Below are 25606 nucleotides of genomic sequence, written 5' to 3'. Positions count from 1 at the left end.
CCATGGGATGGATGGGAAAACTGGTTGGCGGAACCATCGGGTTTGCACTTGGCGGACCGCTGGGAGCGATCTTCGGGGCGGCCTTCGGACATGCCTTTGATACGGGATCCGAGCTTGATACGGCCGGTAATCGTCAGCGGTTGTCAACGATCGAGCAGCATCAGTTGACATTTTTTGTGGCGGCCTTTTCCATGCTGGCCAAGCTGGCCCAGGCGGACGGGCGGGTGACCCAGGAAGAGATCGATTCCATCGAGAGTTTCATGGAGAAGGATCTGAGGCTGAACGCGGAGAGCCGGAATGCAGCCGTAAATATTTTCCGAACGGCTTTGAACGCCCCGGGGACCTTTGCCGATTTTTCCCGCCAGTTCTACAACCAGTTCCACCAGCAGCCCCAAATGCTGGAACTCATGATCGATATCCTGTTGCGGGTAGCCGTTTCTGACGGTAACTTGACCCAGGGGGAAGAATCACTGATCTTTTCCGCCGTAAACACATTTCATTTCAGTACCGGCCGGTACGAGCAATTGAAGTCTCAGTATGTCCGAACGGCGGATAAAGCCTATGCGGTGCTGGGTTGCAGCCCGGACGATCCTGACGACCAGGTAAAACGCTGCTATCGCCAGCGGGTACAGGAATATCATCCGGACAAAATCGCCGCAAAAGGACTGCCCGACGAATTCACCCGCTTTGCCCAGGATAAATTTCGTGAAATTCAGGACGCGTGGGAGCAGGTCAAAGCCGCCCGGGGTATCAAGTAGCCTGGATAGCCGATCGAACCATGTTGGCGAAACTGGCATTGCCCAGGGTAACGAGTTTGACAAAGCGGTCCTGCCGTCGATCCAATCGCCGGATAATTTCTCTTTCCGGCAACCCACGGGCCAACAAAAAGCGAACCTGGCCGGCGATCTCTTCCAGATAGGCCAGTTTGCGACGCAGCCGATCTCGACCGTTTTTCAATATGGGGTTATGGCCACAAAAGAGCGCTTCAAAATCGTATTGCAGCATGGTTTTAAGCGATTGGATCTGCTGATCGATTTTTTCGTCGGATCGGAAAAACTTGATCCGTTCTCCCAGATAGAGGTCACCGGAAAAAAGCCAGCCATTTTGCATTTCCAGATATACCGTATGATCCTTGCTGTGCCCCGGGGTATGGATCGGTAAAAAGCAAAACCCATCGGAGGCCACAAGCGCGGGCAACGGGGAGACGGAGACCTCCCGGGATTGCCCCCACACGAGATGTTGATAGGGTAAAATGGGTCGGATGTGGGTCATTTTATGAACAGTGACAGGATGCCCCATAACTGCGGCGCTGCATACCTTGGCAATCATGGCCGCGTTGCCGCTATGATCTTCATGATGGTGGGTCAGCAGGAGTTGATTTATACGATGGGCGGAGGCGAAAGATTTCATTTCCTCGGCCATCCTGGCCTGACCGCAATCGATGAGGGTGCCACCGATTAGATAGCAGTAGACATTCATCAACGGGCGGCCGATTATGCCGTATCCCAATTCCAGTGCCGTCACCTGGGCATTGAACCGGTGTTTTTTTACAATTCTCATTTCAGTCGCTTGATCACAGGTATAACCGCCACTACTATTCATAAATCTTTTCATCCACAGCATTCGCTTGGGCCGCATCCAGTTCCCAGTTTCGGGTCTGTGCGTCCACCTTTCGCCTGGAATGGCTCCGATACCATTCATTGGCGATGATCATGGACATCACTTCATTGGTGCCGGTCCAGATGGAAGCCAGCCGCAGATCGCGGACGATGCGTTCCACGGAAAAAACATTGGTGTAACCAATGCCGCCCATGACCTGCATGGCGTTGTGAGCCACCCGCTGGCACGATTCCGTGACAAACTTTTTGGTCTGGGAGACCATCCGCCGGATCGTCCCGGGAGATTCGCCATGGTCAACAGCCGTACAGGTAGCGTAAACCATTGCGCATGAGGCATCCAACAGCATGGCGGCTTCGGCCACTTGAAAACCGACGCCTTGAAAGGTGTTGATGGGTGCGCCAAAGGCTTTTCTTCGGCTGGAATAGCTGGTAGCGACTTCCAGAGCAGGCCTGGCTGCGCCGATGGTCATGGCGGCCGTTCCCAATCTTTCGGGGATCATCATGGTGTTGAAGACCGCATAGGCGCCGTTGATGTCTCCTACCACATTGGTTCTTGAAACCCGCACATCCTTGAACACGATCCGGCCCGCGCCGCCCCCGCGGCAGCCCATGAGCCCATACAAATACTTGGTTTCCACCCCTGCACCGCGGTCGACGATAAAACAGGTGAGTGCCTCATGGGGTTTGGCATCGGGCGCCGTTTTGGCGTAAACCAAAAAGAAATCGGCACCTTCCGCCCCAACGATAAAGCGTTTTTGCCCATTGATGATAAAATGATCCCCATCTTCCACAGCCGTGGTGGTGGTGCCAAAAAAATCGGACCCGCCCCGTGGCTCGGTGAGACATTCAGCGGCAAAAATTTCTCCTTTGAGCAGCGGTTTAACGTATTTTTCCTTAAGATCGTCGCTGCCATGTCGGATAATGGCGTCGCACACCAATTCAGCGCCGACACCGAATATACAGGCAAAAATATATCCCAGCGTGCCTACTTCTTCCATGGCCATCGCCGTGGTCACCCAGTCCATTTCCCGGCCGCCCCACTTCCGGGGATATCGGCATCCCATGAGGTTTCGCCTGCCGGCTTCTTTTAAAAACGCTTTGGGGAATTGAATGCGGTCCTGATCCATGTCCAGAATCATCTGCCTGGGGACCCACTTCACCAGATCTCTGACCTCTTCACGAAAGGCCTTTGCCTTGTCGGACAAAAGATGATCAAACATCGTCTTTCTCCCTTTCAAGTGTTTCAAGCCGGCCAATCAGTTTTTGGCGGACTGCAGTCATGTCCTGCTCCATGGCTTTGAGTTCTTCCATTCGTAGCTTTATTTCACCCAGCTTTTTATCACCGTAGCGCAACGCACGTCGTATTTGATCAATTTCGTTGATGTCCACATCAGCCAGACCGATCATTTTTGCGATTTCGTCGAGAGAGTAGCCAAAACGCTTTCCCCGGAGAATGAGCTTTAACCGTATGCGGTCCTGTTTGGTGTACCTGCGCTGATTGCCGGCCGTACGATCGGGTTGAATCAATTTTTTTTCTTCGTAGAAACGGATAGATCGGCTGGTAATACCAAATTCGGCGGAGAGGTCCGATATGGAATAGGTCGTTTTTTTCATTTTCCCGAATTGAGAATAGTTTAACCTTAACGTTAAGGGAAACTATTACAATAAGAAACGCCCGCCGGTCAAGCGGATTTAAGGTTATCGGGAAAGGATTGAAATCGTAGGATTGATGACCGGATTGGACGAAACACCGAAAATATTTTCGGAGATGGATGCGATGTTGATCGCCTCTGGCGATGAAACAGTGGCGGGTTCCTTTTCAGTGGCCCCCTGCAATTCCTGTGTATACTTGTCCAGCCGGGCTTGGGGGATCCCCTTGGCTGAAAACGTGCAATCCTGGCTCCAATCAATATAAATGGGTCCGGGTCGCATCCGGCGTGCATCTTTTCCTAAATCGCTGCAGAGCAGATCGCTAAGCAGCTTGCGTTTCGTGTAAGGCTCGGCATCCGGGTTAAAAGGGATCGCTCTTTTTTTCAAAATGCTATCCATGATGCCTTCTTCGAGGGTCGCCAGTATGGCGGCCGGAGAGGAATAGCGCGAACGCTTTCCGTTTTCCGATGCTTCGAGGGAGAGAATGGAAAAACCCATTTTAAAGTTGGTGTAGTTGACGACTGCGCTGTGCCCGCGTATTGATCGATCGTTTTCCGATACCAGATCCGTCACCCCAGGATAGAATTTTGGTTTGGACAAACATACGCCGGATCGATCAGCCATGGCCTGGTAAGATAACCCGTAGCGTCCGGTAGGGCTCCAGATCGACCAGCTGTTGCCCGAAGCATTCTCGATGCCATCGATCTGGGCCACGATTTGTTGCGGTCGATACCAGAAACCCTGGATCCATGGACGTACCGGTTTGTCCGTGCGGTTCATCATACTGCGCATGCTGGCTTCCATGATCATTTCCGGGAATTCTCCCGGCGATTGTTTGCCCAGAAAGCCGGATGGGAAATGAGACGGGTAAAACATGGGGCAGATGACGTCCAGATGGGGAGCCATTTTTTCCAGGACCTGTCCGACACCAAAGTCATCGGTTTTCCAGGCAGTCAAACCGAAAACGTCTGCAGAGATAGCCACTCCCAAGGGTTTTAATTCATCATGCGCCTTCTTGAGAAACGACTCGATGCAGTCCGATTTGGAAAAACCGGGCAGCGTGTTTGGGTAGCTGATGATCGACAGGTCGCCGTCACTGGGAAAGCGGACGTAGTCAAACTGGATCTCATCGAATCCCATGCGGGCCAGTTCTTTGGACAGGGCAATGTTGTAGTCCCAAACCCGACTGTCACTGGGATTGGCCCAGTGAAGGTCGTTGGCATCTGTCCATGGCGTACCGGAAGAACTATCTATGACGCTGAGGTCTGGCATTGCCCCAGCCAGTTGATGATCGGCAAAAACATCCAGTTTGGCAATGGTGCGTATGTTGTCTTTTTTCAGTCGGGCCACATGTTTTTCCAATCCTGAATGATTGGCCCCGACGCCCAATTGAACGGCGATGGTATTCTCAGAAGGCCAGAGCAATCTCCCTTTGGGGCTTTTAACGTGCAACACGACTGCATTGACCGGGGTTAATGTGGCGTAGTGGACGATTTCATCAAACGTTCGTTGAGTAATTTTGTGCGGTGGGATGTATACTGCGTTAAAGCAGTCTTTGCTTGACTCCGCTAGTGATAAACCGCTGAATGCAGTTGAGACCAAAAAGAAAACCACAGCGGCCACTATTGATGTTCGGTGTGAGCGGGTGTTTCGATTCAAATGTCCAATTATCCTTTCTCAGCCCTATGGTTCCCAGAAGGTGAAACGGGTTGCGGTATTCTGTTGTCATGCCGGGTTCGCATAATCTGAGTATCGGCATGTTTATGATTTCATGAAGTCGGGGAACGAAAATTTTGCATCGCCTTCTATCCAATGGTATTGAGCAGGCTACCTATCATTTCGTCATATGCCTGAATGGTTTTGAGATTGGCCTTGTATCCCGCTTCCGTCGCAACCGAGTCGGTGACTTCTTCGGCGATATCGACATTCGATGCTTCAACTTGGCGATCTTCCCCATTTTCAGAAACAAGCTTGGTGATACCGGGGGTATTGACCTGATCAACCTTCGGTTCGACACCACCAAATTGTCCTTCCTTGAGTGTGGTGCGACTTTTTTTGAAGCCGTCAGAGTTCACATTGGCGATGTTGTTGGCGGTGACATTCATCTTTACAGAAAATGCCGAGATTGCCGCCATACCTGAATCAAGTGGTGAAATCATGTTTGCCCCTTATGGCGATTCCATTAATAAAGTTGACGATCTAAACTAGCAAATATCGTGCCGTGTAGACTATTTATTATTCGTAAAGAAAACAATCGGTAACACATGTTTTAGCAATGGAATGCGGAGGCATTGACAAAGAAGGGCACGTGTTGGCATTCGATGGCAAAAACTGCCGATAAACGTGTTAATAGTTGCCGGATAGCGAGATGAAAGGGCTGGCATGGTCGATCCACAACCCATGATGGGCTTATCGTTTATGGCTGGTTGTCAGTTTGGCAACGATCAGAGATCGGTGGTAAAGCAGGATTGAGTTGTCGAGGGATTCATAAAAATAAATTAGTTATTGCTGTCAGTTAGAATATAAACGCCGTGGCATTTAATTAAAGCGCACATGGTCGTAAACATTTGTGTACGCATTGAATGCAAGCTAAATCGATTCGGCGACATGTTTTTTTCACACTTTGCATGATCATTGCTTTAAACCATGATGCCGTTCACCGGCGGTGAGTTGTCCAATTGCTGCTGCATTCGAAATGGCACCTGAGCGGAAAAGAAGAAACGGCCCAGGCGTGCATGGGCACGTCGAGGAACCGCCAGGGGGTTTGACGAGATGAATGCCAAAATGTATGGATCAGGAGAGCCACATGGTAACTATTGACCCCGAAAAATCGATTCTCAATATCACTGAGCAAAAAAAAACCGAAAATCGTTCGCACCTGCAAAAAGGCGAATTTGATGCGATTTTTAAACAGGCGGTTGATTCGACGGAAGACAAGGGTGTCAAAATGGAATCGACACCTTTTATGTCGCAAATTCGTCCGGGCCAATTTGCGACGGAATCATTGCCGTCAACGAACGTGGTCGTGGACCGGGTCCAGCAATTGATCGATACGATGGGGGTCTATCAGCAAAAGTTGATCGACAGCGGCGCCACTTTAAAAGACATCCAACCACTGGTTGAGGAGATGACATTCCAAAGTGAATCGCTCGGCGCCACATCGAGCGCCGTGGAGGGGCAGGAAAGTTTGAAAACAATAGTCAACCAATCGTTGACGCTCGCATCGATGGAGATCACCAAATTCAATAGCGGTTATTATAATGATTGAGGTGCATCATCTTGGCGCCATCGAGCGCATTTAAAGTCAGGCGGTCAAAAGTCGGCAATACTTTTTGCGAACTCCGGGTCCTTAAACAGCCTTTTGGCAAATTTCAAGTATTTCTCGGCAATAGCACGAACGGCCAGTTGCAGCGCATACGGTTTGACGGGCTTTTCCAGCAGATGATTGACATCGGAGGCTACACACATGTTCACGATGTCGTCGCTGGCGTTTCCGGTAATAATAATGGCGTCCGCATGGGCAGTGGGGAATTTTTTATTAATGGCGTCGAGGAAATAAAAACCGCTGGCTCCGCCCAGGAAAACATCCACCACAAAAATGGCTACTCCGATATCCCTGCCGAGGCAATAGTTCGTGGCCTCTTCAGAGTCCGTGAATGACCGTACTTTCCCCCACGTATAAAAACGCTTGATGATCGTTGAAACCAGTTCGCATACATCCGGGTCGTCATCAACTACGATTACATCCAATCCTTCCGGCATTTTTAGTTTACCTCCGTTAGAAGAAGTCATGCATCCTGAATATTATATTTGGCCATCTTTCGGTAGACGGTGGTTGTATTGATGCCGAGCAGTTTAGCCGCTTCAGCCTTATTTCCCTTTGCTTTTTGAAGCGCCTGCCGGATGGTTTTTTCCTCGATCGCTTTCAGATTGCAATTCACATCTGCAGGCATCCATTTGTTTGATTGCTGAGCGATTTCATTGGGCAGATCATTTACGTCAAGCACATTCTTAACACCCAGAGCAAAAGCCCTTTCAATAACATTTTCGAGTTGCCGGACATTTCCCGGCCAGCGATACCCCATCAACAAAGCCATTGCTGCCGGACTAACCTCCGGACCGGTTGCAGCGCCTGGACGTTTGTGTTTCTTGATCAGGTGGCTGATCAGCAAAGGGATATCCTCCCGGATTTCCCGTAAGGGCGGCATCGTAATGGAAATGACATTGAGCCGGTAATAAAGATCCTCTCTGAAGGTTTTATTTTTTATCGCTTCATCCAACTTCTTGTTGGTGGCGGCAATCACGCGAACATTGACTTCCGTTTCCCGCGTGTCTCCAACGGGGCGGACCTTTTTTTCCTGCAACACCCGCAGTAGACTGACTTGCACCGCGGTCGAGACCTCCCCAATTTCGTCCAGGAAGATGGTACCTCCGTCAGCGGCCTTGAATAGGCCGATGGAGTCTTTGGATGCGCCGGTAAATGCACCTCTTACATGTCCGAAAAGTTCGCTTTCCAGAAGGGTTTCCGCGATAGCACCGCAGTTAATGGGAATAAAAGGGCCTTCTGTACGGTCACTGTTGTTGTGGATGACATTGGCCGTCAGTTCTTTCCCGGTGCCACTTTCACCCTCGATCAGCACCGTCGGGCTGCCGAAGCTGATTTTATCGATGATTGCATATATGTTTTGCATCTTAGGGGACATGCCCACCAGTTCATCATACTTGTATCGTTCTTTCAGTCGGTTACGAATCAGTTGATTCTCTTCCTTCAGCTTTTGTTTTTCGATTATTCGATCGATCAGGATTTTAAAACGGTTAAAATTAATCGGCTTTTGAAGAAAATCGTAGCTACCCAATTTCATTGCTTCGATAGCTGTTTCGATGGTGCCAAAGCCGGAAACAATAATGACTTCCGTTTCAGAAGAAATTGTTTTGATCTGTTTCAGCAATTCCATTCCACTGATTTCAGGCATATTCAGGTCAGTAAACACAACACTGAAATAATTTTCACGAACCATCTCGATTGCCTTTTGCCCGCTTGACTCAGTGGTAATATTGAATCCGCAGCGACTTAAAAATTGTTCAACAATGGAAAGGATCTGTTGATCATCGTCGACGAAGAGAATTTTATAATTTTTCATAAAATTTGTCAGTGAGTGTTCAAATTTGTAGACAGCCCCGGAAGATTCATTTGGCGGACGAGAAATATTCCGCCAAACTATAATTACCTACAACTTTCTATTATTAAAAGATAAAATTAGTATTTAATATATGTCATGAACATCGAAAGAAAGTCAAGGAGCCAAAAGAATAGGTAAAAAAATATTTTTTCTGCCTGGTATTGAACGTGCAAAAACTTTTATCCAGTTTTTGACTGTTTGCAAACTGGATTGGCATCGACCTGAGCTGAATTCCAATTTCTGACCTGAACTGACTTCCTTACGCAACCACCCATCGTTCGTCTTCAACAGCCTGTTGAACCACGCAAGCGATAATCCCTACCCATCGTTTGGTGAAATCAGGCATCGCTCCCGATTTTGGGACCGTAGCGCTGGCGAATGAATGAGGATGTTTCAATTGATTTTTTGCCATGACTGGCATGGCAAAAACAACAAAAGTCCGTCCCATAGCGATGGTTTTCGTTAACGATCAAGACTATCAGAAAATTTTACCATGGGCATGGAGTTGTTACCCCGAGGATAGAATTCTGAGCAATACGCAGAGATTTAACGTAAATACCATTGTGGGAGGGGCCCGTCAGAACCTTTTGGATTAGGAGGGTGTATGAACCGTGTCAGGAAAAATGTTTATGTGGCCGTTCTGGTTACGATTGCCGTTATTTTAACGGGAACCTGCTGTGTGAGCGCAATGGACAAGGTCAACATCAATACGGCTTCAGTCGAACAGTTGATGCAACTTGACCGGGTGGGTGCCAATTATGCGCAACGAATTGTTGAATACCGTGAAAACAACGGTCCCTTCAAAGCGCCTGAAGAGATCATGAACGTCAAGGGTATCGGCAAAAAAACATGGGAGGCGAACAAAGACCGGATTGTTATCTGAGCTATCACTGGCAATATTTCTGTTAGACTTATAACCTCGGATTAGGATTGTTGAATCATAGGATGCAGTCAGGCCTGCTTGCCTTTCCGCAATGTCAGGGCAAGCAGGCCAATCTGCGGCAAAGCATTCTTTCCAACCGTCCCTTTTTAAATTGTATCTTTACGATTGACTCCCGCCGACTTTTATGTTCAATAGATGAACGCGTCAACGACCTTGCCTGTTGCATTTCGTATTATCCTCCCCCCACAGAGGCACATAGGTAGATGTAATCCACACGGCGGAGCTATTCGCTATCAGCATATAATGGAATCGAAGAGCCTGAAAACATTGCAGCTTTTGGAAGCAATCGCTGCGGATAAGCCGACCTCCCAGCGTGAATTGTCGGATGTCCTGCAGATATCCCTGGGTTTGGTGAATTCATTTATCAGGCGCCTGGTTAAAAAAGGATACTGCAAGGTAACGACCATACCCAAAAACCGGGTTAAATACATACTGACGCCTGCGGGTGCAATGGAAAAAACGCGCCTAACGTATGAATACATTTCAAGTTCATACCACTATTTCAAGGCGGCCCAAAACAGATTGGAAAACCTCTACGCAGAGTTGGTTAACGAAGGCGCGAATCGGGTTGTTTTCTATGGTGTCGGTGAACTTGCTGACATTGCGCTGATTTCAATGGCCGGGACCGATATACGGTTGATAGACATCGTCGATCCGGCGAAGGAAGGGGAGATTTACGCCAATTTCGTCGTGAAGGCGGTTTCCCGTTTAAAAAAAACAGACTTTGATGCCCTTTTGATCACAGCCGTCGATAACCATGAAGCGGTTCTAAATAAAATTAAAGGAATTGGCGTACCGCCGGATAAGATACGTTTTTTTTAACACTTGAACGATGCAATGCGGGTTTAAAAAAGATACCATCGAATAGACTCTCGAAATATTTGAGCAACATGATAAAATTGAAGCGGTCATGTTGTATGGGTCCCGGGCAAAAGGCAATTTTAAACCCGGGTCTGATATTGATCTTACGCTAAAGGGAAAAGGGTTGAGTCTATCTCTTCTAAACAAAATCAGTCTTGAACTGGATGATCTGCTGCTCCCATTTACATTTGATCTGTCACTTTACCATCATATCAAGCAACCGAATCTGATCGATCATATTCAAAGGGTTGGGAAGGTTTTTCATTCAAAGAAAATGACAGGCTGATGATCGCCCGTAAATCAGGATTCCCCATGAAACAGAAAACCGCACTGATTACAGGAATTACCGGGCAGGATGGTGCCTATCTGGCAGAACTGCTGCTCGAAAAGGGATATGAGGTCCACGGCATCAAGCGCCGGGCCTCTTTGTTCAACACGGACCGAATCGATCATCTCTACGAAGATCCGCATAAACTAGGACGAAAGATGATCCTGCACTACGGGGATCTCACGGATGCCACGAATCTTATCCGTGTGTTGCAGCAGATCCAACCGGATGAGGTATACAATTTGGCTGCCCAAAGTCACGTTCAAGTGTCCTTCGAGACGCCAGAGTATACGGCGGATGTGGATGCCCTCGGCGCGATGCGTCTGCTCGAAGGAATCCGGCTGTTGGGACTCGAGAAAAAAACCAGATTCTACCAGGCATCCACGTCGGAATTATATGGCAAGGTCCAGGAAACCCCCCAGACCGAAAAAACGCCATTTTACCCCCGATCACCTTACGCATGTGCCAAGCTTTATGCCTATTGGATCACGGTGAACTATCGTGAGGCCTACGGAATCTATGCCTGCAATGGCATCCTGTTTAACCACGAGTCCCCCATCCGGGGAGAAACCTTCGTAACCCGGAAAATCACACGGGCACTCTCCCGAATTTATCTGGGGTTGCAGGACTGTCTGTATATCGGAAACCTGAATGCCCTTCGCGACTGGGGACATGCCCGGGATTATGTAAAAATGCAATGGCTCATGCTCCAGCAGGAAATCCCCGATGATTTCGTTATCGCCACCGGTGAGCAGCATTCAGTGAAAGAATTTATCGAGCTGACAAGCAAGGAACTGGGGATTTCCATTGAATGGGAAGGGGAGGGGATCGACGAAAAAGGGATTAACCGAGCCAACGGGAAAAAAATTGTCTCTGTTGATCCAACCTATTTCAGACCCACTGGAGGTGGACCCCATCGGCTGGACAGCCTGAGGGGTAGAATAAGCTATGAGCCGAGAGCTTTTTAAAAGATAAAAAGGCATCAGGCAGCCTCGGCGAAAGGATGGGGCAGACCGTAATAAACCTCATCCGGGGTTCTGTCGTCAAGGGCCGAATGGCCCCGTTCGTGATTGTAATAATCGAGCCACCGGCCCAGACCCTGCCGCAGCGCCTTACCGGTGTCGAATGCGTGCAAGTAAATGTATTGGTGTTTGAGGGTCCACCACAGCCGCTCGACGAATATATTGTCCTGGCAACGACCCCGACCATCCATACTGATGGCGACCTTGTTATCGATGAGAACCTTGGTGAACGCGTTGCTGGTAAATTGAGCCCCTTGGTCGGTATTGAAGATTTCCGGTGGCTCATAGCGGCTCAACGCCTCTTTAAGGGCATCGATACAAAAGGCGCTGTCCAGGGTGTTGGATATCCGCCAGGCGAGCACCTTGCGGCTGTGCCAGTCCATGATCGCCACCAGATACATGTACCCACTGGCCATGGGGATGAAAGTGATGTCGCTGGCCCAAACCTGATTGGTGCGACTGATGGTCATACCCCTTAGCAGATAAGGATATACCTTATGCTGGGGATGGGGGCGGCTGGTCCGCGGTTTGGGATACACCGCCTCGATACCCATTAATCGCATCAGCCGCTGAACCCGTTTGCGATTGGCTGTTATGCCCTGACGATCCAGCTGGCGGCTGATCGTTCGGCTGCCCGAGGATGGATTGGTAAGATACAGTTCGTCGATCTTGCGCATCAGTTCCAGCTCTTCTTGGCTTATGGGTATGGGTTGGTAGTAATAGGATGACCGGCTAAGATCGATTAGTTCACACTGCCGGGAAACGCTCAGCTGCCGATCCAACGGATCGATCATGGATTTACGCTGTTTGCGATTCAGCTGCTGAGCTTGCGTGCTAAAAAATCGTTTTCCACCTTGAGTTGACCGATCTGGCGGTACAGTTCGGCGGTTTGGGCATCGGCCTGTTTTCTGGATCGGTGGCTTTTATCGAAGATATCGGCTGCACCGTCGAGCATCTGCCGCTTCCAGGTGGAAATCATGGTGGGGTGAACACCAAATCGACTGGCCAACTGTGCTGCGGTTTCTTCGTTCTGAATGGCAGCCAGAGCGACCTTGGCTTTGAACTGTGGACTGTGTGATTTGCGCTTGTTACCCATCGTCAGATCCTCCTCATTTTTGGTCTGACTCATAGCTTAGCACATTGTCCAGTTTTTGGGGTCCACCGCCACTGAAGTCGAAACGCTGCTTGGCGATCCGACAAAGGCTAAAGAAAAACTTGGATGGGAACCAGAAATTACTTTTGAAGCTCTCGTTCAGGAAATGGTTCGGGTTGATCTGGAGGAGGCCAAACGGGATGAACTGCTCCATCGGGCAGGGTTCCAGGTAATTCAACACAATGAATAAAAACAGTAAGATTCTTGTTGTCGGGGCATCGGGTATGGTGGGTAGTGCCATCATCCGTAAACTTCTCTCTTTGGGATATAATAACATTATAGGTACCTATAATGCTCACATGCCTGATAGCACCATTTTCACGCAAGATGATAGCCCAGCAGACATGCCCAAAGAATTAAAGCTGGAAAGAGTGGATTTGACTGTTCAAGCGGCTGTTAATTCTTTCTTCAGTGACAAAAAACCTGAATACGTTTTTCTCGCAGCGGCGAGAGTCGGCGGCATCCATGCGAACAACACATATCCAGCCCAGTTTATCCATAACAACCTTGCCATACAATCCAACACTATCCATGCAGCCTATCAGAACGGCGTGGATCGTCTGCTCTTTCTGGGCTCTTCTTGTATTTATCCGAAATTGGCACCGCAACCGATGAAGGAAGAACATCTGCTCACCGGCCTTCTGGAACCCACCAACGAGCCCTATGCCATTGCCAAAATCGCCGGAATAAAGATGTGCGAAGCCTACAACCGGCAATACGGTACCCGCTTTATGGCCGTGATGCCTACGAACCTGTATGGCCCCAATGATAATTTCGATCTTGATAACGCCCACGTCCTGCCGGCATTAATTCGCAAGTTTCACGAAGCAAAAATGGAAGGGAAAAAAGAAGTCGTGATTTGGGGGACCGGGACACCCAAAAGGGAATTTCTATATGTGGATGACATGGCCGATGCCTGTGTTTTCATCATGAATCTTGAAGAAGAAATAACCAACGATATGTTTTTCAGCTACCCGGCTCCCTGTTTCGTCAATGTGGGTACCGGCATTGACTTTACGATCATGGAATTGGCCCAGCACATCCAGAAAGTCTTAGGTTTTGAAGGCAAGATCGTTTTTGACCCCTCCAAACCGGATGGTACACCACGAAAATTGCTTGATGTTTCCAAGTTGCGCCACCTGGGTTGGCAATCGACGATTGGCTTGAAAACCGGGATTGAGAAAGCCTGCGCATGGTATCTTAAGAAAAAACAAAAAAAATGAGGCAGTTTTTTTAGGTCCTGGACGTCTTTTGCATGCTGAAAAATATAGGTGGAAACCACTTATTATCATTTCATGAGGCAAATAATCGGTATGCATTTTCCTTCATTATCGGAAAATAAGGTAATGATAGCAATGAAGGCGACAATCAGGCGAATAATTGCAGACTTCCATGAATGCACCCTGCCAGAATCCCGGCTATTTTGCCCGCAACGGCTGTGAATGTGATTGCGCTGTTTTTGAGTCGGGTTGCCCGACCAAATTCGTCTAGGAAACCCAACACCTGAACAGTAACAACCTCGGACAGGAACTCAAAGGATTGGTTGCCGGCAAACAATTTATCGGCAATGCCAATGGCCTGCTGTTGGTTGAAACGGATGAACAGAATTTGGACATACCCAAATGGATTCATTTAAAAACCGTTCAACAATGATTGCTGGAATAGGGTGTCCCCTATCAAACATTGGCTATTTTTGGATAATCAAACTTTAACAGGTTTAAATAAAAGGAAAAGATATGTTGAAATTTGGGCTTGTAGGTTGCGGACGAATTGCAAAACGGCACTCAGAGTTACTAGGTTACAATCAAATTGCAGGTGCCAAATTGACAGCGGTCTGCGATACGATTTATGAAAAGGCCCAGGAAATAGGAGAAAAATTCTCAGTGCCTGTTTACAATGATATGGATAAAATGATGCAGGAGGTGCCGGTTGATATCGCAGTTGTTCTTACACCCAGCGGCCTCCATGCTGAAAATGTGGTGAATCTTTCCAAGTACGAAAAACATATCATGGTAGAGAAACCTATGGCGCTCACCCTGGATGATGCTGACAAAATGATCCATGCATGTGATAAAAATCGTTGTAAACTTTTTGTCATCAAGCAGAATCGTTTTAATTTGCCGGTAATAAAACTTCGTGAAGCGATTGAGGCCGGGCGTTTCGGTAAGCTTGTTTTGGGAACCGTCAGAGTTCGTTGGTCGCGTGACCAATCCTACTACGATCAGGACGCCTGGCGTGGAACATGGGCAATGGACGGAGGTGTTTTAACAAATCAGGCCAGCCATCATATTGATATGTTGGAGTGGATGATGGGGGAAGTGGAGAGTGTTTTTGCTAAGTCAACAACAGCACTGGTGGATATCGAAACTGAAGATACCGCTGTAGTTACTCTTAAATTTAGAAATGGCGCACTGGGCATTGTTGAGGCTACCACAGCCATACGCCCTAAAGATCTTGAAGGCTCTATTTCAATCTTAGGAGAAAAAGGTACGGTTGTTATTGGAGGCTTTGCGGTAAACCAGATGCAAACATGGAACTTTGTTCATACGATAGATGGTGATTCTGAAGTGCTTGAAAAATATTCCGTCAACCCTCCAAACGTCTATGGTTTTGGCCACCATGCTTACTATGAACATGTGGTTGATTGTTTGAAAAGTGATAGTCAACACCTTGTTGACGGACTGGAGGGGAGAAAAAGTATCGAGTTGATAAGTGCTATATATGAATCTATCGAAACGGGGCGAGAGGTGTTTTTGCGATTTCAACCCAAGAAATGCAAACTAGGGAAGAGATGATTGCTGAAACTGCTATTATTCATCCGAATGTAGAATTTGGGGAAAATATTATAATTGAGGATTACTGTATAATCGGAAGCCCTTTTCAAGGATATCGTGGAGAAAAAACTGTTATTGGAAATAATGCACTCATTAGGTCAGGTACGGTCATCTATGCAGGAAACAAAATAGGTAATAATTTCCAGACTGGTAATAAAGCAAATATTCGTGAATTGAATATAATAGGTGATAACGTCGGTATCGGCACTCTATCAGTAATAGAACACCATGTTGAAGTTTCAAATAATGTTCGAATACATTCTCAAGTTTTTGTTCCGGAGTTTTCTATATTGGAAGATGCCTGTTGGTTAGGTCCAAATGTGGTTTTAACTAATGCACGATTCCCTAAACACCCCAATATCAAGAAAGAACTCAGAGGCGTTCGTATATGTACCAACGCAAAGGTAGGTGCAAATTCAACCCTTTTACCAGGAGTTTGTTTAGGAGCTAATTGTTTAGTGGGAGCGGGAAGCGTTGTCACCAAAGATGTTCCTGAAAATATAATTGTTGCTGGAAATCCAGCTATATTATTACGCGAAATACCATATTAAAAAATGATTAAATTTTTAGATCTTTATAAACAATACCAGTCAATTAAACAAGACATTGACAGTGCTATCATGGGGGTCATCAAGGATAGTGCTTTTATCGGTGGGAAATATCTCCATCAGTTCGAGAGCAACTTCTCAGAATATCAAGAAGTTTCGTATTGTATTGGGGTCGGTAATGGTACAGATGCCCTCGAAATATCCATTGAAGCGCTTGAATTACCAAAAGAAAGTGAAATTATCGTTCCTGCAAACAGCTTCATCGCTAGTGCAGAGGCGGTATCAAGAAGCGGTTATACTGTTGTTTTCTGCGACATCAGGCCAGATGACTACACTATTTGTATGGATGATGTGCGTCGGAAAACTAGCGTAAAAACATCAGCAATAATGGCTGTCCATCTTTATGGCCACCCATGTAACATGGAAGAGATTCTTCAATTCGCTGGTCATAACAATTTAAAAGTTATTGAAGATTGCGCTCAAGCGCATGGGGCGGAATACAAAGGAAAAAAAGTTGGTGGGATAGGTGATATTGGTTGCTTTAGCTTTTATCCAGGGAAAAACCTTGGAGCATATGGCGATGGAGGCGCAATTGTTACAAACAACAAATTTTTAGCAAACAAGGCCAGAATGATTGCTAACCATGGTAGAATTGAAAAATATAATCATGAGTTCGAAGGCAGGAATTCCCGTTTGGATGGTCTTCAAGCCGCTATACTCGACGTGAAGCTCAAATATCTTGACGAATGGACCGCTCATAGAATTAACATCGCCGATATATACTTGGATCAACTATCAAAGGTGGGCACAATTACTCTGCCTGTAAGGCAAAGGTGGGCAAAACATGTTTACCATCTATTCGTCATTCGGCATCCAAAGCGTGATGTTTTATTATCAAAATTAAAAGAGAGTGGTATTCAATGTGGCATCCACTATCCGATCGCATTGCCTGATCTTCCCGCATATCGAAACATCTCAACTGCTGAAAATTGCGAATTTTCTAGAAAAGTAGCTAAAGAGCTGTTAAGCCTACCCATTGGAGAGCATATATCTGCTAAAGATACTGAAAGAATTGCTGAGCTCTTAGAAATACTTGCCTAAAAAAATCTTGTCTATTACATATCAAAATATAATAATAAATTTGGATTCAATCCAATAGATGATTGATACATATCGTAAAATACGAGATTTGTTGGACACACGAGAACGGCGTAACGCTTTGCTACTTCTCTGCTTGATTTTAATAATGGGCTTGTTGGAGGTATTGGGCGTAGCGTCAATCATGCCGTTCATTTCTGTCGCCTCTAATCCTGAGATAATTCATTCAAACAAATATCTATCACGAATATACCATTTATTGGATTTCGAAAGCACAGATTCGTTTTTATTATTTATCGGTTCTTGTGTTTTCTTAGTGGTTATTGGGAGTATCTCTTTTAAAGCCGTAACACATTGGGCTATGGTGCGTTATACGCAAATGCGTAATTATAGCATTAGTTGCAGGCTTTTACGTAAATATCTTAACAGACAATATAGTTGGTTTATAGATCGTCACAGTGCTGATTTAGGGAAGTCGATTATTACTGAAGTCTTACAGGTCGTTAACAGTGTTCTAATTCCTGGAGTACAGCTTATAGCTAATGGTGTCGTTGGTATTTTTCTTATTTTCTTGATAATTGCCGTAAATCCTAAAATTGCATCTATTTCATTAATCCTCATTGGAGGATCATATATATTTATTTATCTGTATGTGCGGAATATACTTAATCGAATAGGAATAGAACGCTTCGATTCTAATCAAGAGCGATTTAGAGTTGCACATGAGGCGTTAGGTGGCATCAAGGATGTAAAAATATTGGGAATTGAAAATGGTTATCTCAACGCATTTAGAAAACCAGCATTGCGTTTTTCGAAGGCACAGACAAAAAATTTAATAATAGGCGAGTTACCTCGTTTTTTGCTTGAAGCTATAGTGTTCGGGGGGATGTTGATTCTCTTACTGGCTTTGCTTGCGACAGAGAAAGGAAAAATGGAATCCGTTCTTCCGCTAATTGCACTTTATACTTTTGCTGGGGCACGACTCATCCCAGCTTTGCAAAAAGTGTATCAAGCACTGGCTAAAATTAGATTTGGAAAAGTTGCTCTTGATAGCTTGCATAATGACATGTTCAACGATTCAAAAAACAACCAAAATAGAATTAATTTTAATAAAAAAGAATCAATTCAGTTGAAAAATAATATTGAACTCAAAAACGTTCAATTCCGTTACCCACAATCGGAAAAACTTGCCCTCAAAAATTTTAATTTGACTATTCCCGCTAACAAAACAATAGCCTTTGTAGGCAGTTCCGGCTCTGGAAAAACAACTGCTGTTGATCTCATCCTAGGGTTACTATCTCCTCAAGAAGGTAGTTTATCAGTTGATGGTAGGATAATTAATGAAAAAAATGTCCGAAGTTGGCAACAAAACATTGGTTATGTTCCTCAGAATATTTTCTTAATCGACGATACGATCTCAGGGAATATTGCTTTTGGAATAGATGAAAAAAAAATAGATAAATTGGCAGTTGAGATAGCTGCAAAAACTGCTGGTTTACACGATTATATCACTACCGAGTTGCCGAATGGCTATAATACCGAAATTGGCGAACGCGGAGTACGCCTATCAGGAGGACAGCGTCAAAGGATCGGTATTGCACGAGCTTTATACCATGATCCAGGTGTACTTGTTTTAGATGAAGCAACCAGTGCATTAGACAATATAACTGAGAAAGATGTCATGGATGCAGTCCATAATTTAGGAAGCCGTAAAACTATTATTATTATTGCTCACCGTTTAACAACCGTACAAAAATGCGATCAATTGTTCATGATAGAAAATGGAAATATAGTAGGAAAAGGAACTTACAATCAGCTGTTACTTCAAAATGAATATTTCAGTACCTTAGCCTCATCAAACATGTGAGTTAGTATGAATTGGAACCTTGACTATGCAATTTTCAAATAAATTAGGCATATTTTTCCAAAAATTTTTAGCCATTTCGGGATATGAAATAAGGAAAAAAAATCAGGATCTAAAAAAATATGACGCAAAAATAATAGATATAATTAATACGGTAAAACCGTTTACAATGACTCAGTATTTTAAAATCGCGGAACTTTGCGAAGCTGTTCGTTATATTGTCAATAATAAAATTCCTGGTGCTTTTGTAGAATGTGGTGTTTGGAAGGGTGGAAGTATGATGGCAACAGCGATGACTTTAATTGATGAAGGCGATACTGAAAGGCAATTATACTTATACGATACTTTCTCAGGAATGACCCAGCCAACTGAGCATGATGTATCCCTGCTATCCGGAACTAAAGCAATAGAAAGATTTGATAAATACAGTATAGATGATAAAAGCTCAAACTGGTGCTATTCATCAACGACAGAAGTGTCTTCAAATATGAAAAATACTGGATATCCAGGAAATAATATACACTTGATAGCTGGCAAGGTTGAAGAAACAATACCAGAAAAAGCGCCGGAAAAGATTTCTTTATTGCGTTTGGATACAGATTGGTATGAATCCACGAAACATGAATTAGAACATCTTTATTCTCGTATTCCAAATGGAGGAATTCTAATAATTGATGATTACGATTCGTGGAAAGGATCGAGAAAAGCTGTTGATGAATTCTTTAATAATTGCCAAAAATCTCTTTTCCTTCACAGAATGGGAGGAAAACTTGGACGGATAGCAGTAGTATATTAACAATAAAAATTTGTAATGGGTAATTTTATGCCTCATGTTTATGATAAAGATTATTATTCATATAGGAATGAAAAGACACAAATTTCAGCAGAACAGGTTCTTGGAATGCTGAAGATTTTTTTTAAATCTTCTATCGTACTTGATTTAGGATGTGGAACTGGAACTTGGGCTGCTCAGGCTCTTAAATTAGGAGCAAAAAAGGTTATCGGTGTAGATGGACCGTGGGTCGATGAGACTCTTTTGGAAATTGATCCTTCCGCATTTTTAAAATGTGATTTGCGCAATGGACCTCCAAACTTAGATGAAAATTTTTCTTTTACAATTTGGCTTGAAAATGCCGAACATTTACCGTTAAGAATTGGAGAAAATATTCTAAATTGGGTCTGTACTAAATCTGATTTTATTTTATTTTCGGCTGCTATTCCTGGACAAGCAGGGAAAGGGCATTGTAACGAACAATGGCAAAGTTTTTGGGCAAGAAAATTTAAGGAAAATGGATTCAAGATTTATGATTTTATACGCTCCTCTATATGGTCAAATACAGAAATTCCCTATTGGTACAAACAGAATATTTTATTCTACGTTAAACCCAGAAATAAAAATGATGACTTGTTATCTATACAAGAAATAGATGATTTAGGAAAACTAGACCTAATACATCCCGACAAATGGATAAAACAAATCAATAAAAAATTTGGTACTAAACAATCTTTTAAGCTTCTTATCCAATCGATTAGAGAAAAAGTTCAGTTGTTTGTCAGTTAAAAAACACTTTATCATAAAATCTATATGGCTGAACTAATATTACATATTGGGATGGGAAAAGCAGCAAGTACGACTATTCAACGAAGTCTTTTAAAAGAACCTTCTTCCCCAGTAAGTATTGGTCGACATAATAAAGATATTAAACTCAAAGGTTTAGAGCACATGTGGTGGAGAGGATTAATCTCAAAACCTGGAAATTATGCTGACCAAGCAATAAAAATACTTAAAGATCAATATCTAAAATCAAATAATGTGGTCGTTTTGACAGACGAAGTAATTTCTTCATCTATTCAATTTCTTGAAAATTTAATTACTAATTTGACTAAAATTGATACTGATATTAAGTTTCTGCTTATTACGAGAAACCAGATCACATTTTTAGAATCTTTTTATAATCACAGTATGAGATCTAGGGTAAATGCAATTATTTATCCTAAATATAACTATGAAATATCTAATAGGTTAAAATATGAAGGAAACATTGATCAATGGATTGATGATTTAATAAAGTCTTACAATAGAGGTGATAACAATATCATTAGTGCATTAAATTATGATACAGTAGTATCTAAAATAAATTCAAGCTTTAACAGTAATTGCGTCACTGTATTGCCTTTAGAAGCTTTGTCTACTAATCCACAATATTTTATTAAAGAAATTGCTGCATTATTTAAGATGGATGATTCTATTGTTTATAATACAATGGGGAAAAAACAGAATGTTTCTGGAAAAAGATTAAATGATTATCGGTTTGGTACGACTATCGAAAAAGTTTTCAAGCTTCCTGTTTTCTCTCCTTTTAAAAGAACCGGCCTTTCTAGAAATGGGATCAATAAATTTTTTGTTTTTATCTTATCATCCCTTAATTTGGACGTAAATTGTAGATTGAGTGAAAAATCAAAATCTAAAATATCAGGTATTTTTGCTTGTTCTAATTTAAATTTAAAAGCGAAGATTCCATTTGATTTGAAGAAATATGGTTATCCATTAACCCAATAATTGTGTTGTCGAAAAATGGTATATAAAATATTTTATTTCTGCAAAAGGTTTTTTCAAACTTGGGAGTTAAATAATCATAACAAATTTATTAGAGAAAAAATTATTTCAGCAGGTGGAAATATTGGATCCGGCGGATTGTTTGGAAGAAATGTAGTACTTTCTGGAATGGCTAAAGTAAATATTGGAAATAATGTCCACATAGGTACGGGCTCTTTTATTCGTGGTGAGGGCGGTCTTACTATAGGTGATAATACCATAATTTCAAGAAATTTATTATTGTATACAGTAAATCATGATTATGAAGGAACATTACTGCCTTTTGACAGAAATAATATTTTTAGACCCGTAGCAATCGAAAAAAATGTTTGGATTGGAATGAACGTTACAATTTGTCCTGGAACAAAGATTGGAGAAGGCGCTATAATTGGAATGGGAACCATAGTTTATGGATCAGTTCCTAAATTTGCCATGATAGGTTCAAATCATTGGGAAATTATTAAATATAGAAATACTCAACATTATAATCAGTTGAACGATAATAAAATGTTTGCACGAGTAGGTGGTCATCCTTTAAATCCTTGATAAACATTCTGATCTAAAATTAAAATCTATGAAAAAGAATGGCATTACGGTAATAATTTCTTGTCAAGATGACCACAAAACCTTGCGCGATTGTGTTGAAAGTTTTTTATTGTTTGGTGATGAATTAATAATTGTAACGAATAGGGCAACAATAGAAACTTCAAATTTGGCTAAAAAACTTTCAATAGAATATAATTCAAAGGTAACATATATTGACGCTCCGCATGCCAAAGATCTTTATCAAAACAGACAAGTTGGACTTAACCATGCTAACTATTGTTGGGTAATGCGTTGTGATGCTGATTATATAGCATATGAAAACTGCGATGGTAAAAATTCAATTCAATATTTGAGAGACTATATTTTGCGACTTAAACCCATTTGGCCAACTGCGATATTTATCTCAAAAGTATCTCTTTCGTTGGGATGGGACAAAATGTATGAGATTGAAAAAGATGATATAGCTCAATTAAAATACATACCATCTGTATATACTGGAAAAAAAGAAGCACGAATATACTCACAAAATCCATTTCTTTGTTTTAGAAGACTAGGACGATGGGAGGGCGTTCCTTGGATAAAGTGGTACCGAAAGATTCGTATTAATAAACCCTATTGGTTTGAAGTTACAATTCGTGATTCGGAAGCGTTACTTTTTAGAAAAGCTCGTACGGACTGGCGTCAATTAGGTGATTTCAAAAATTATCCAGAATTGGCTGATTACATTAAAAATATTTTTTTACCAAATGAATATCCTGGATTGTCCATTAAATCGGCTGCAAAAAAATATATTGAGGATGAAGTTTTTCCAAAAATTAAGCCTTATGATGAAAAAAAATATTTTCCACTGCCATCTAGAATAAAATCAAAGCAAAGCTCAAAATGCGAATAATTATATGGGTGCATAAGTATGAACCATCATCAGGCGTTGGCAGCCGCAGATGGCGAAAATTTGCCAGATATCTTAGTTTACTAGGACATAAAATTTGGATAGTTGCACCACCTGAAAAAGGTAAATTTAAATCTGAAGATTTATCCACAGGTTCCAATTCTTTGAATGTAATTAAAATTGGTAGCAAATTAAAATATTATAATTTATTTCTAAGTCAATATTCAAAATATTATGAACGCTTAGTGGCTAAAACAAGCCATATTTTTTTTGAAAATATTAAAGGATTTTTTGACCATGCAGAAGCTTGGGCCATGTACACTGCTCCTAAAATAAAAAAATTAATCAAAGAATTAAAAATTGAAGCTCTCATTGTATCTGGACATCCTTGTTCATTAAACTATTGGGCCTCTATTTTAAAAAGCGATCTTCCAAATTTGAAGCTTATCCAAGATTTTAGAGATACGTGGAACGATGAAGTAAATTACTCTATTGAAAGATTTAGTAAATCTCTTAAATGCAAGGAAAGATCAGTAATAGCTGAGAAGATAGCAATCCAGCATGCTGATCTTGTATTAAATATTTCTGAAGATCAATCAAATCGTATGAAGAGCAATAATAAAAAAACTGAGAAAAAGTTTAAGATTATTACAAATGGATATGATCCAGAAGACTATAAAATTTTTAATAATTTGAAATTATCAAAAACTTTCACTTTAATCCATGCAGGAACGATTCGATGGCATGCAATAGAAGGATTGAAGAAACTTTTTTTGGCAATGAGAGAAATGGAAGAAGAGTTAATAGAAAAGAAATTTATGATCAATTTCTACGGCACCAAATTAAATTTTGAGGAAATTAATGATTTTAGAAGAATTATAGAAAAATTTTGCCGATTTCATAACTTTTTAAAAACGGAATCTATTTTAGAGAAAATTTCTGGAGCAACAGCTGGGCTTATAATCTTTGACAAAGAAACCGGATACGGAACAAAAATTTTTGATTATATCGGACAATCGAAACCTTTTTTCGCTATATGTCCACCTGGTGAACTTCAAAAATTTTGTAAAAAAAATAATATGCCAACAGCTTCTTTCAACTCAGAATCAATTCGTAATGCCTTATTAGAATTACTAAAAATAGAAAAATTACAGTATGATATCGGTAAAAAGAATTTTGAATCTTTTTCTATTCCGAATATCACTTTAGAATTGAATCAAATGATATCTAATATCTGATTATAGCCCAAATCTTATATTATTTATGGGCAGATTCACAAAAACAGATGTTAAGCTTTTTTATAGTTATTATTGACTGAAATGAAAAATTTAGATATTTTAATGATCATAAAAACCAGGGGATTAGCTTACGATGATCGTCTTCAAAAAGAAATTAATACACTCACCAGGCACAATTTTAAAATTGGTGTTTCATGTGTTGAAAAATCAAAATACGAAAATAATAATATTAAAGGTATAGAAAGCAAGACAACGATCAAGCGGCATTTGCCTTTATCAAGAAGAATGTTTTCAATTCGAAAAGGATTAAAAATAAAGGCCATTGAAATTTTTTTAAGGATGACGTTTGATGTACTTCTTTTTAGACCGAAGAAAGTATGGGTACATGATCCTGATATGATTGTTGTCATATTGCCGTTGATTTTATTGCGTAAAACTGGTTATATAAAACGATTAATATGGGACCTTCATGAGTTACCGATCTATATCAAAAGACTATTGGGAAAATATTTATTTAGACTGTGTTGCAAACATGTTGATGAACTGATTACCACCAATCAATTCAGAAAAGACTATTTGAATCAACTTTTAAATCCTTTAATTAAAGATATACGAATAATTGAAAATTATCTAAGGGATGAAATTGTTGTTGAACCTAAACAAAATTTACCTGATAGAGTCACAAGTTGGCTTTCTGGAAGGAGCTATTTACTTGCGCAGGGAGGGGGAAGAAAGGATCGCTATCACGATGAAATAGTCAATGCCTGTATAGCTTTTGGAATTCCATTGATTATTATTGGTGATACAAACAAGCAGATTGATAATGAATTAATCTGGTATACCGGTCAAATTCAACAAAAGGATATTTACCAATATTTAGACAATTGTTTAGGTAGCGTAATACTCTACAGCACCGACAAGCCAAACACATTATATTGTTCTCCAAATAGGCTATATCAGGCAATTGGAAGAGGAAAACCCGTTTTAGTTGGTAATAATCCTCCTTTAAAAGATTTTATAAATAAAACAGGCGCTGGTATCGTTTTTGAAACCGATGGTCGCAATCTTAAAAGCCTAATAAAAGGAATAAGTAAATTCGTACTCACTCATCAAATATATGAATCCAAAGCCAAAGAAATATGCTCATTATATACATGGAATAGTTTTGAATCCACACTTATAAATTTGGCTGGAGGAATATTACGATGAAGGCTTTAAAAAAACATTTAATAATACT

The 25606-nt window shown here is 42.4% G+C and carries 28 protein-coding genes; 19 read left to right on the top strand and 9 right to left on the bottom strand.

The genetic code is table 11. From position 1 onward, the window contains the following. Positions 1-2: 2 nt before the first annotated feature. Positions 3-758 (top strand): co-chaperone DjlA, encoded by a 756-nt coding sequence (djlA, locus tag ACHZBS_RS28580; protein WP_319409941.1) that lies wholly within the window; start codon positions 3-5, stop codon positions 756-758. Here djlA and ACHZBS_RS28575 read toward each other — a convergent pair. From ACHZBS_RS28575 to ACHZBS_RS28555, 5 genes are all read right to left on the bottom strand, one after another. Beyond that, positions 751-1560, bottom strand: coding sequence for an MBL fold metallo-hydrolase (locus ACHZBS_RS28575; protein WP_319409940.1), 810 nt, complete (start codon positions 1558-1560; stop codon positions 751-753). The genes djlA and ACHZBS_RS28575 overlap by 8 nt on opposite strands. A gap of 34 nt (positions 1561-1594) precedes the next feature. Continuing rightward, entirely contained in the window at positions 1595-2839 is a 1245-nt protein-coding gene (locus ACHZBS_RS28570) for an acyl-CoA dehydrogenase family protein (RefSeq protein WP_319409939.1), read from the bottom strand. Next, positions 2832-3233: a MerR family transcriptional regulator gene (locus ACHZBS_RS28565; RefSeq protein ID WP_319409938.1), complete on the bottom strand. Its 402-nt coding sequence runs from the start codon at positions 3231-3233 to the stop codon at positions 2832-2834. Before ACHZBS_RS28565 ends, ACHZBS_RS28570 begins: the two co-directional genes overlap by 8 nt. An 84-nt stretch (positions 3234-3317) precedes the next feature. Continuing rightward, positions 3318-4883, bottom strand: a complete 1566-nt coding sequence (locus ACHZBS_RS28560) for a putative glycoside hydrolase (protein WP_319410205.1) — start codon at positions 4881-4883, stop codon at positions 3318-3320. 191 nt (positions 4884-5074) lie between these two features. Further along, positions 5075-5428 carry a flagellar basal body rod C-terminal domain-containing protein gene (locus ACHZBS_RS28555; RefSeq protein ID WP_319409937.1) on the bottom strand — a complete coding sequence of 118 codons (354 nt, stop codon included), beginning with the start codon at positions 5426-5428 and terminating at the stop codon, positions 5075-5077. A gap of 647 nt (positions 5429-6075) precedes the next feature. Here ACHZBS_RS28555 and ACHZBS_RS28550 point away from each other — a divergent pair. Next, positions 6076-6537, top strand: coding sequence for a hypothetical protein (locus ACHZBS_RS28550; protein WP_319409936.1), 462 nt, complete (start codon positions 6076-6078; stop codon positions 6535-6537). Between the two features lie 44 nt (positions 6538-6581). Here the strand turns inward: ACHZBS_RS28550 and ACHZBS_RS28545 are convergent, their stop codons facing one another. Both ACHZBS_RS28545 and ACHZBS_RS28540 read right to left on the bottom strand, forming a co-directional pair. Next, complete coding sequence (locus ACHZBS_RS28545; protein ID WP_319409935.1) at positions 6582-7031, bottom strand: response regulator; 450 nt, start codon at positions 7029-7031, stop codon at positions 6582-6584. 26 nt (positions 7032-7057) lie between these two features. Then, positions 7058-8410 carry a sigma-54 dependent transcriptional regulator gene (locus tag ACHZBS_RS28540; RefSeq protein WP_319409934.1) on the bottom strand — a complete coding sequence of 451 codons (1353 nt, stop codon included), beginning with the start codon at positions 8408-8410 and terminating at the stop codon, positions 7058-7060. 643 nt (positions 8411-9053) lie between these two features. On the opposite strand from ACHZBS_RS28540, the gene ACHZBS_RS28535 reads away from it, so the two are divergent. The 4 genes from ACHZBS_RS28535 to gmd all read left to right on the top strand — a co-directional run bounded on the left by ACHZBS_RS28535 (position 9054) and on the right by gmd (position 11549). Beyond that, positions 9054-9332 carry a helix-hairpin-helix domain-containing protein gene (locus ACHZBS_RS28535; protein ID WP_319409933.1) on the top strand — a complete coding sequence of 93 codons (279 nt, stop codon included), beginning with the start codon at positions 9054-9056 and terminating at the stop codon, positions 9330-9332. 303 nt (positions 9333-9635) lie between these two features. Further along, positions 9636-10214, top strand: a complete 579-nt coding sequence (locus ACHZBS_RS28530) for a winged helix-turn-helix transcriptional regulator (protein ID WP_319409932.1) — start codon at positions 9636-9638, stop codon at positions 10212-10214. Positions 10215-10269: 55 nt separating this feature from the next. Further along, positions 10270-10539: a nucleotidyltransferase domain-containing protein gene (locus tag ACHZBS_RS28525; protein WP_319410204.1), complete on the top strand. Its 270-nt coding sequence runs from the start codon at positions 10270-10272 to the stop codon at positions 10537-10539. A gap of 26 nt (positions 10540-10565) precedes the next feature. After that, positions 10566-11549, top strand: coding sequence for a GDP-mannose 4,6-dehydratase (gene gmd, locus ACHZBS_RS28520; protein WP_319409931.1), 984 nt, complete (start codon positions 10566-10568; stop codon positions 11547-11549). A 14-nt stretch (positions 11550-11563) separates the two neighbouring features. On the opposite strand, the gene ACHZBS_RS28515 is transcribed toward gmd, so the two are convergent. Continuing rightward, positions 11564-12699 (bottom strand): IS3 family transposase gene (locus ACHZBS_RS28515; RefSeq protein ID WP_319405970.1). Its coding sequence is split into 2 segments (ribosomal slippage): positions 11564-12420 and positions 12420-12699, totalling 1137 coding nucleotides; the frame shifts between segments, so codons are not numbered across the junction. Positions 12700-12754: 55 nt separating this feature from the next. On the opposite strand from ACHZBS_RS28515, the gene ACHZBS_RS28510 reads away from it, so the two are divergent. Then, entirely contained in the window at positions 12755-12946 is a 192-nt protein-coding gene (locus tag ACHZBS_RS28510; RefSeq protein ID WP_394708066.1) for a GDP-mannose 4,6-dehydratase, read from the top strand. After that, complete coding sequence (locus ACHZBS_RS28505) at positions 12939-13979, top strand: GDP-L-fucose synthase (protein WP_319409929.1); 1041 nt, start codon at positions 12939-12941, stop codon at positions 13977-13979. Before ACHZBS_RS28510 ends, ACHZBS_RS28505 begins: the two co-directional genes overlap by 8 nt. Before the next feature lie 145 nt (positions 13980-14124). On the opposite strand, the gene ACHZBS_RS28500 is transcribed toward ACHZBS_RS28505, so the two are convergent. Further along, a complete protein-coding gene (locus tag ACHZBS_RS28500; RefSeq protein WP_319409928.1) occupies positions 14125-14388 on the bottom strand; it encodes a hypothetical protein in 264 nt (87 codons plus the stop codon). Between the two features lie 104 nt (positions 14389-14492). On the opposite strand from ACHZBS_RS28500, the gene ACHZBS_RS28495 reads away from it, so the two are divergent. The 11 genes from ACHZBS_RS28495 to ACHZBS_RS28445 all read left to right on the top strand — a co-directional run bounded on the left by ACHZBS_RS28495 (position 14493) and on the right by ACHZBS_RS28445 (position 25578). Then, positions 14493-15551 (top strand): Gfo/Idh/MocA family oxidoreductase, encoded by a 1059-nt coding sequence (locus tag ACHZBS_RS28495; RefSeq protein WP_319409927.1) that lies wholly within the window; start codon positions 14493-14495, stop codon positions 15549-15551. Continuing rightward, on the top strand, positions 15548-16141 hold the full coding sequence (locus tag ACHZBS_RS28490; RefSeq protein WP_319409926.1) for a DapH/DapD/GlmU-related protein: 594 nt from the start codon (positions 15548-15550) through the stop codon (positions 16139-16141). Before ACHZBS_RS28495 ends, ACHZBS_RS28490 begins: the two co-directional genes overlap by 4 nt. 3 nt (positions 16142-16144) lie before the next feature. Beyond that, the gene (locus ACHZBS_RS28485; RefSeq protein WP_319409925.1) at positions 16145-17239 is read left to right on the top strand and encodes a DegT/DnrJ/EryC1/StrS family aminotransferase; all 1095 of its coding nucleotides are present in this window, start codon (positions 16145-16147) and stop codon (positions 17237-17239) included. 58 nt (positions 17240-17297) lie between these two features. Then, positions 17298-19103 carry an ABC transporter ATP-binding protein gene (locus tag ACHZBS_RS28480; RefSeq protein WP_319409924.1) on the top strand — a complete coding sequence of 602 codons (1806 nt, stop codon included), beginning with the start codon at positions 17298-17300 and terminating at the stop codon, positions 19101-19103. Between the two features lie 25 nt (positions 19104-19128). Next, positions 19129-19896 carry a TylF/MycF/NovP-related O-methyltransferase gene (locus tag ACHZBS_RS28475; protein WP_319409923.1) on the top strand — a complete coding sequence of 256 codons (768 nt, stop codon included), beginning with the start codon at positions 19129-19131 and terminating at the stop codon, positions 19894-19896. Between the two features lie 15 nt (positions 19897-19911). Beyond that, on the top strand, positions 19912-20661 hold the full coding sequence (locus ACHZBS_RS28470; protein ID WP_319409922.1) for a class I SAM-dependent methyltransferase: 750 nt from the start codon (positions 19912-19914) through the stop codon (positions 20659-20661). Between the two features lie 24 nt (positions 20662-20685). Then, entirely contained in the window at positions 20686-21660 is a 975-nt protein-coding gene (locus tag ACHZBS_RS28465; protein WP_319409921.1) for a hypothetical protein, read from the top strand. A gap of 15 nt (positions 21661-21675) precedes the next feature. Next, entirely contained in the window at positions 21676-22242 is a 567-nt protein-coding gene (locus ACHZBS_RS28460; RefSeq protein WP_319409920.1) for an acyltransferase, read from the top strand. 28 nt (positions 22243-22270) lie between these two features. After that, the gene (locus tag ACHZBS_RS28455; protein WP_319409919.1) at positions 22271-23134 is read left to right on the top strand and encodes a glycosyltransferase family 2 protein; all 864 of its coding nucleotides are present in this window, start codon (positions 22271-22273) and stop codon (positions 23132-23134) included. Beyond that, on the top strand, positions 23125-24369 hold the full coding sequence (locus ACHZBS_RS28450; RefSeq protein WP_319409918.1) for a hypothetical protein: 1245 nt from the start codon (positions 23125-23127) through the stop codon (positions 24367-24369). Before ACHZBS_RS28455 ends, ACHZBS_RS28450 begins: the two co-directional genes overlap by 10 nt. A gap of 102 nt (positions 24370-24471) precedes the next feature. After that, entirely contained in the window at positions 24472-25578 is a 1107-nt protein-coding gene (locus tag ACHZBS_RS28445; RefSeq protein WP_394708065.1) for a hypothetical protein, read from the top strand. Positions 25579-25606 lie beyond the last annotated feature (28 nt).

It is taken from the genome of uncultured Desulfosarcina sp. (genome assembly GCF_963664155.2).
GTDB lineage: Bacteria > Desulfobacterota > Desulfobacteria > Desulfobacterales > Desulfosarcinaceae > Desulfosarcina.
Note: the sequence above shows the minus strand (reverse complement) of the source record. Positions and strands in the feature narration are given on the sequence as shown.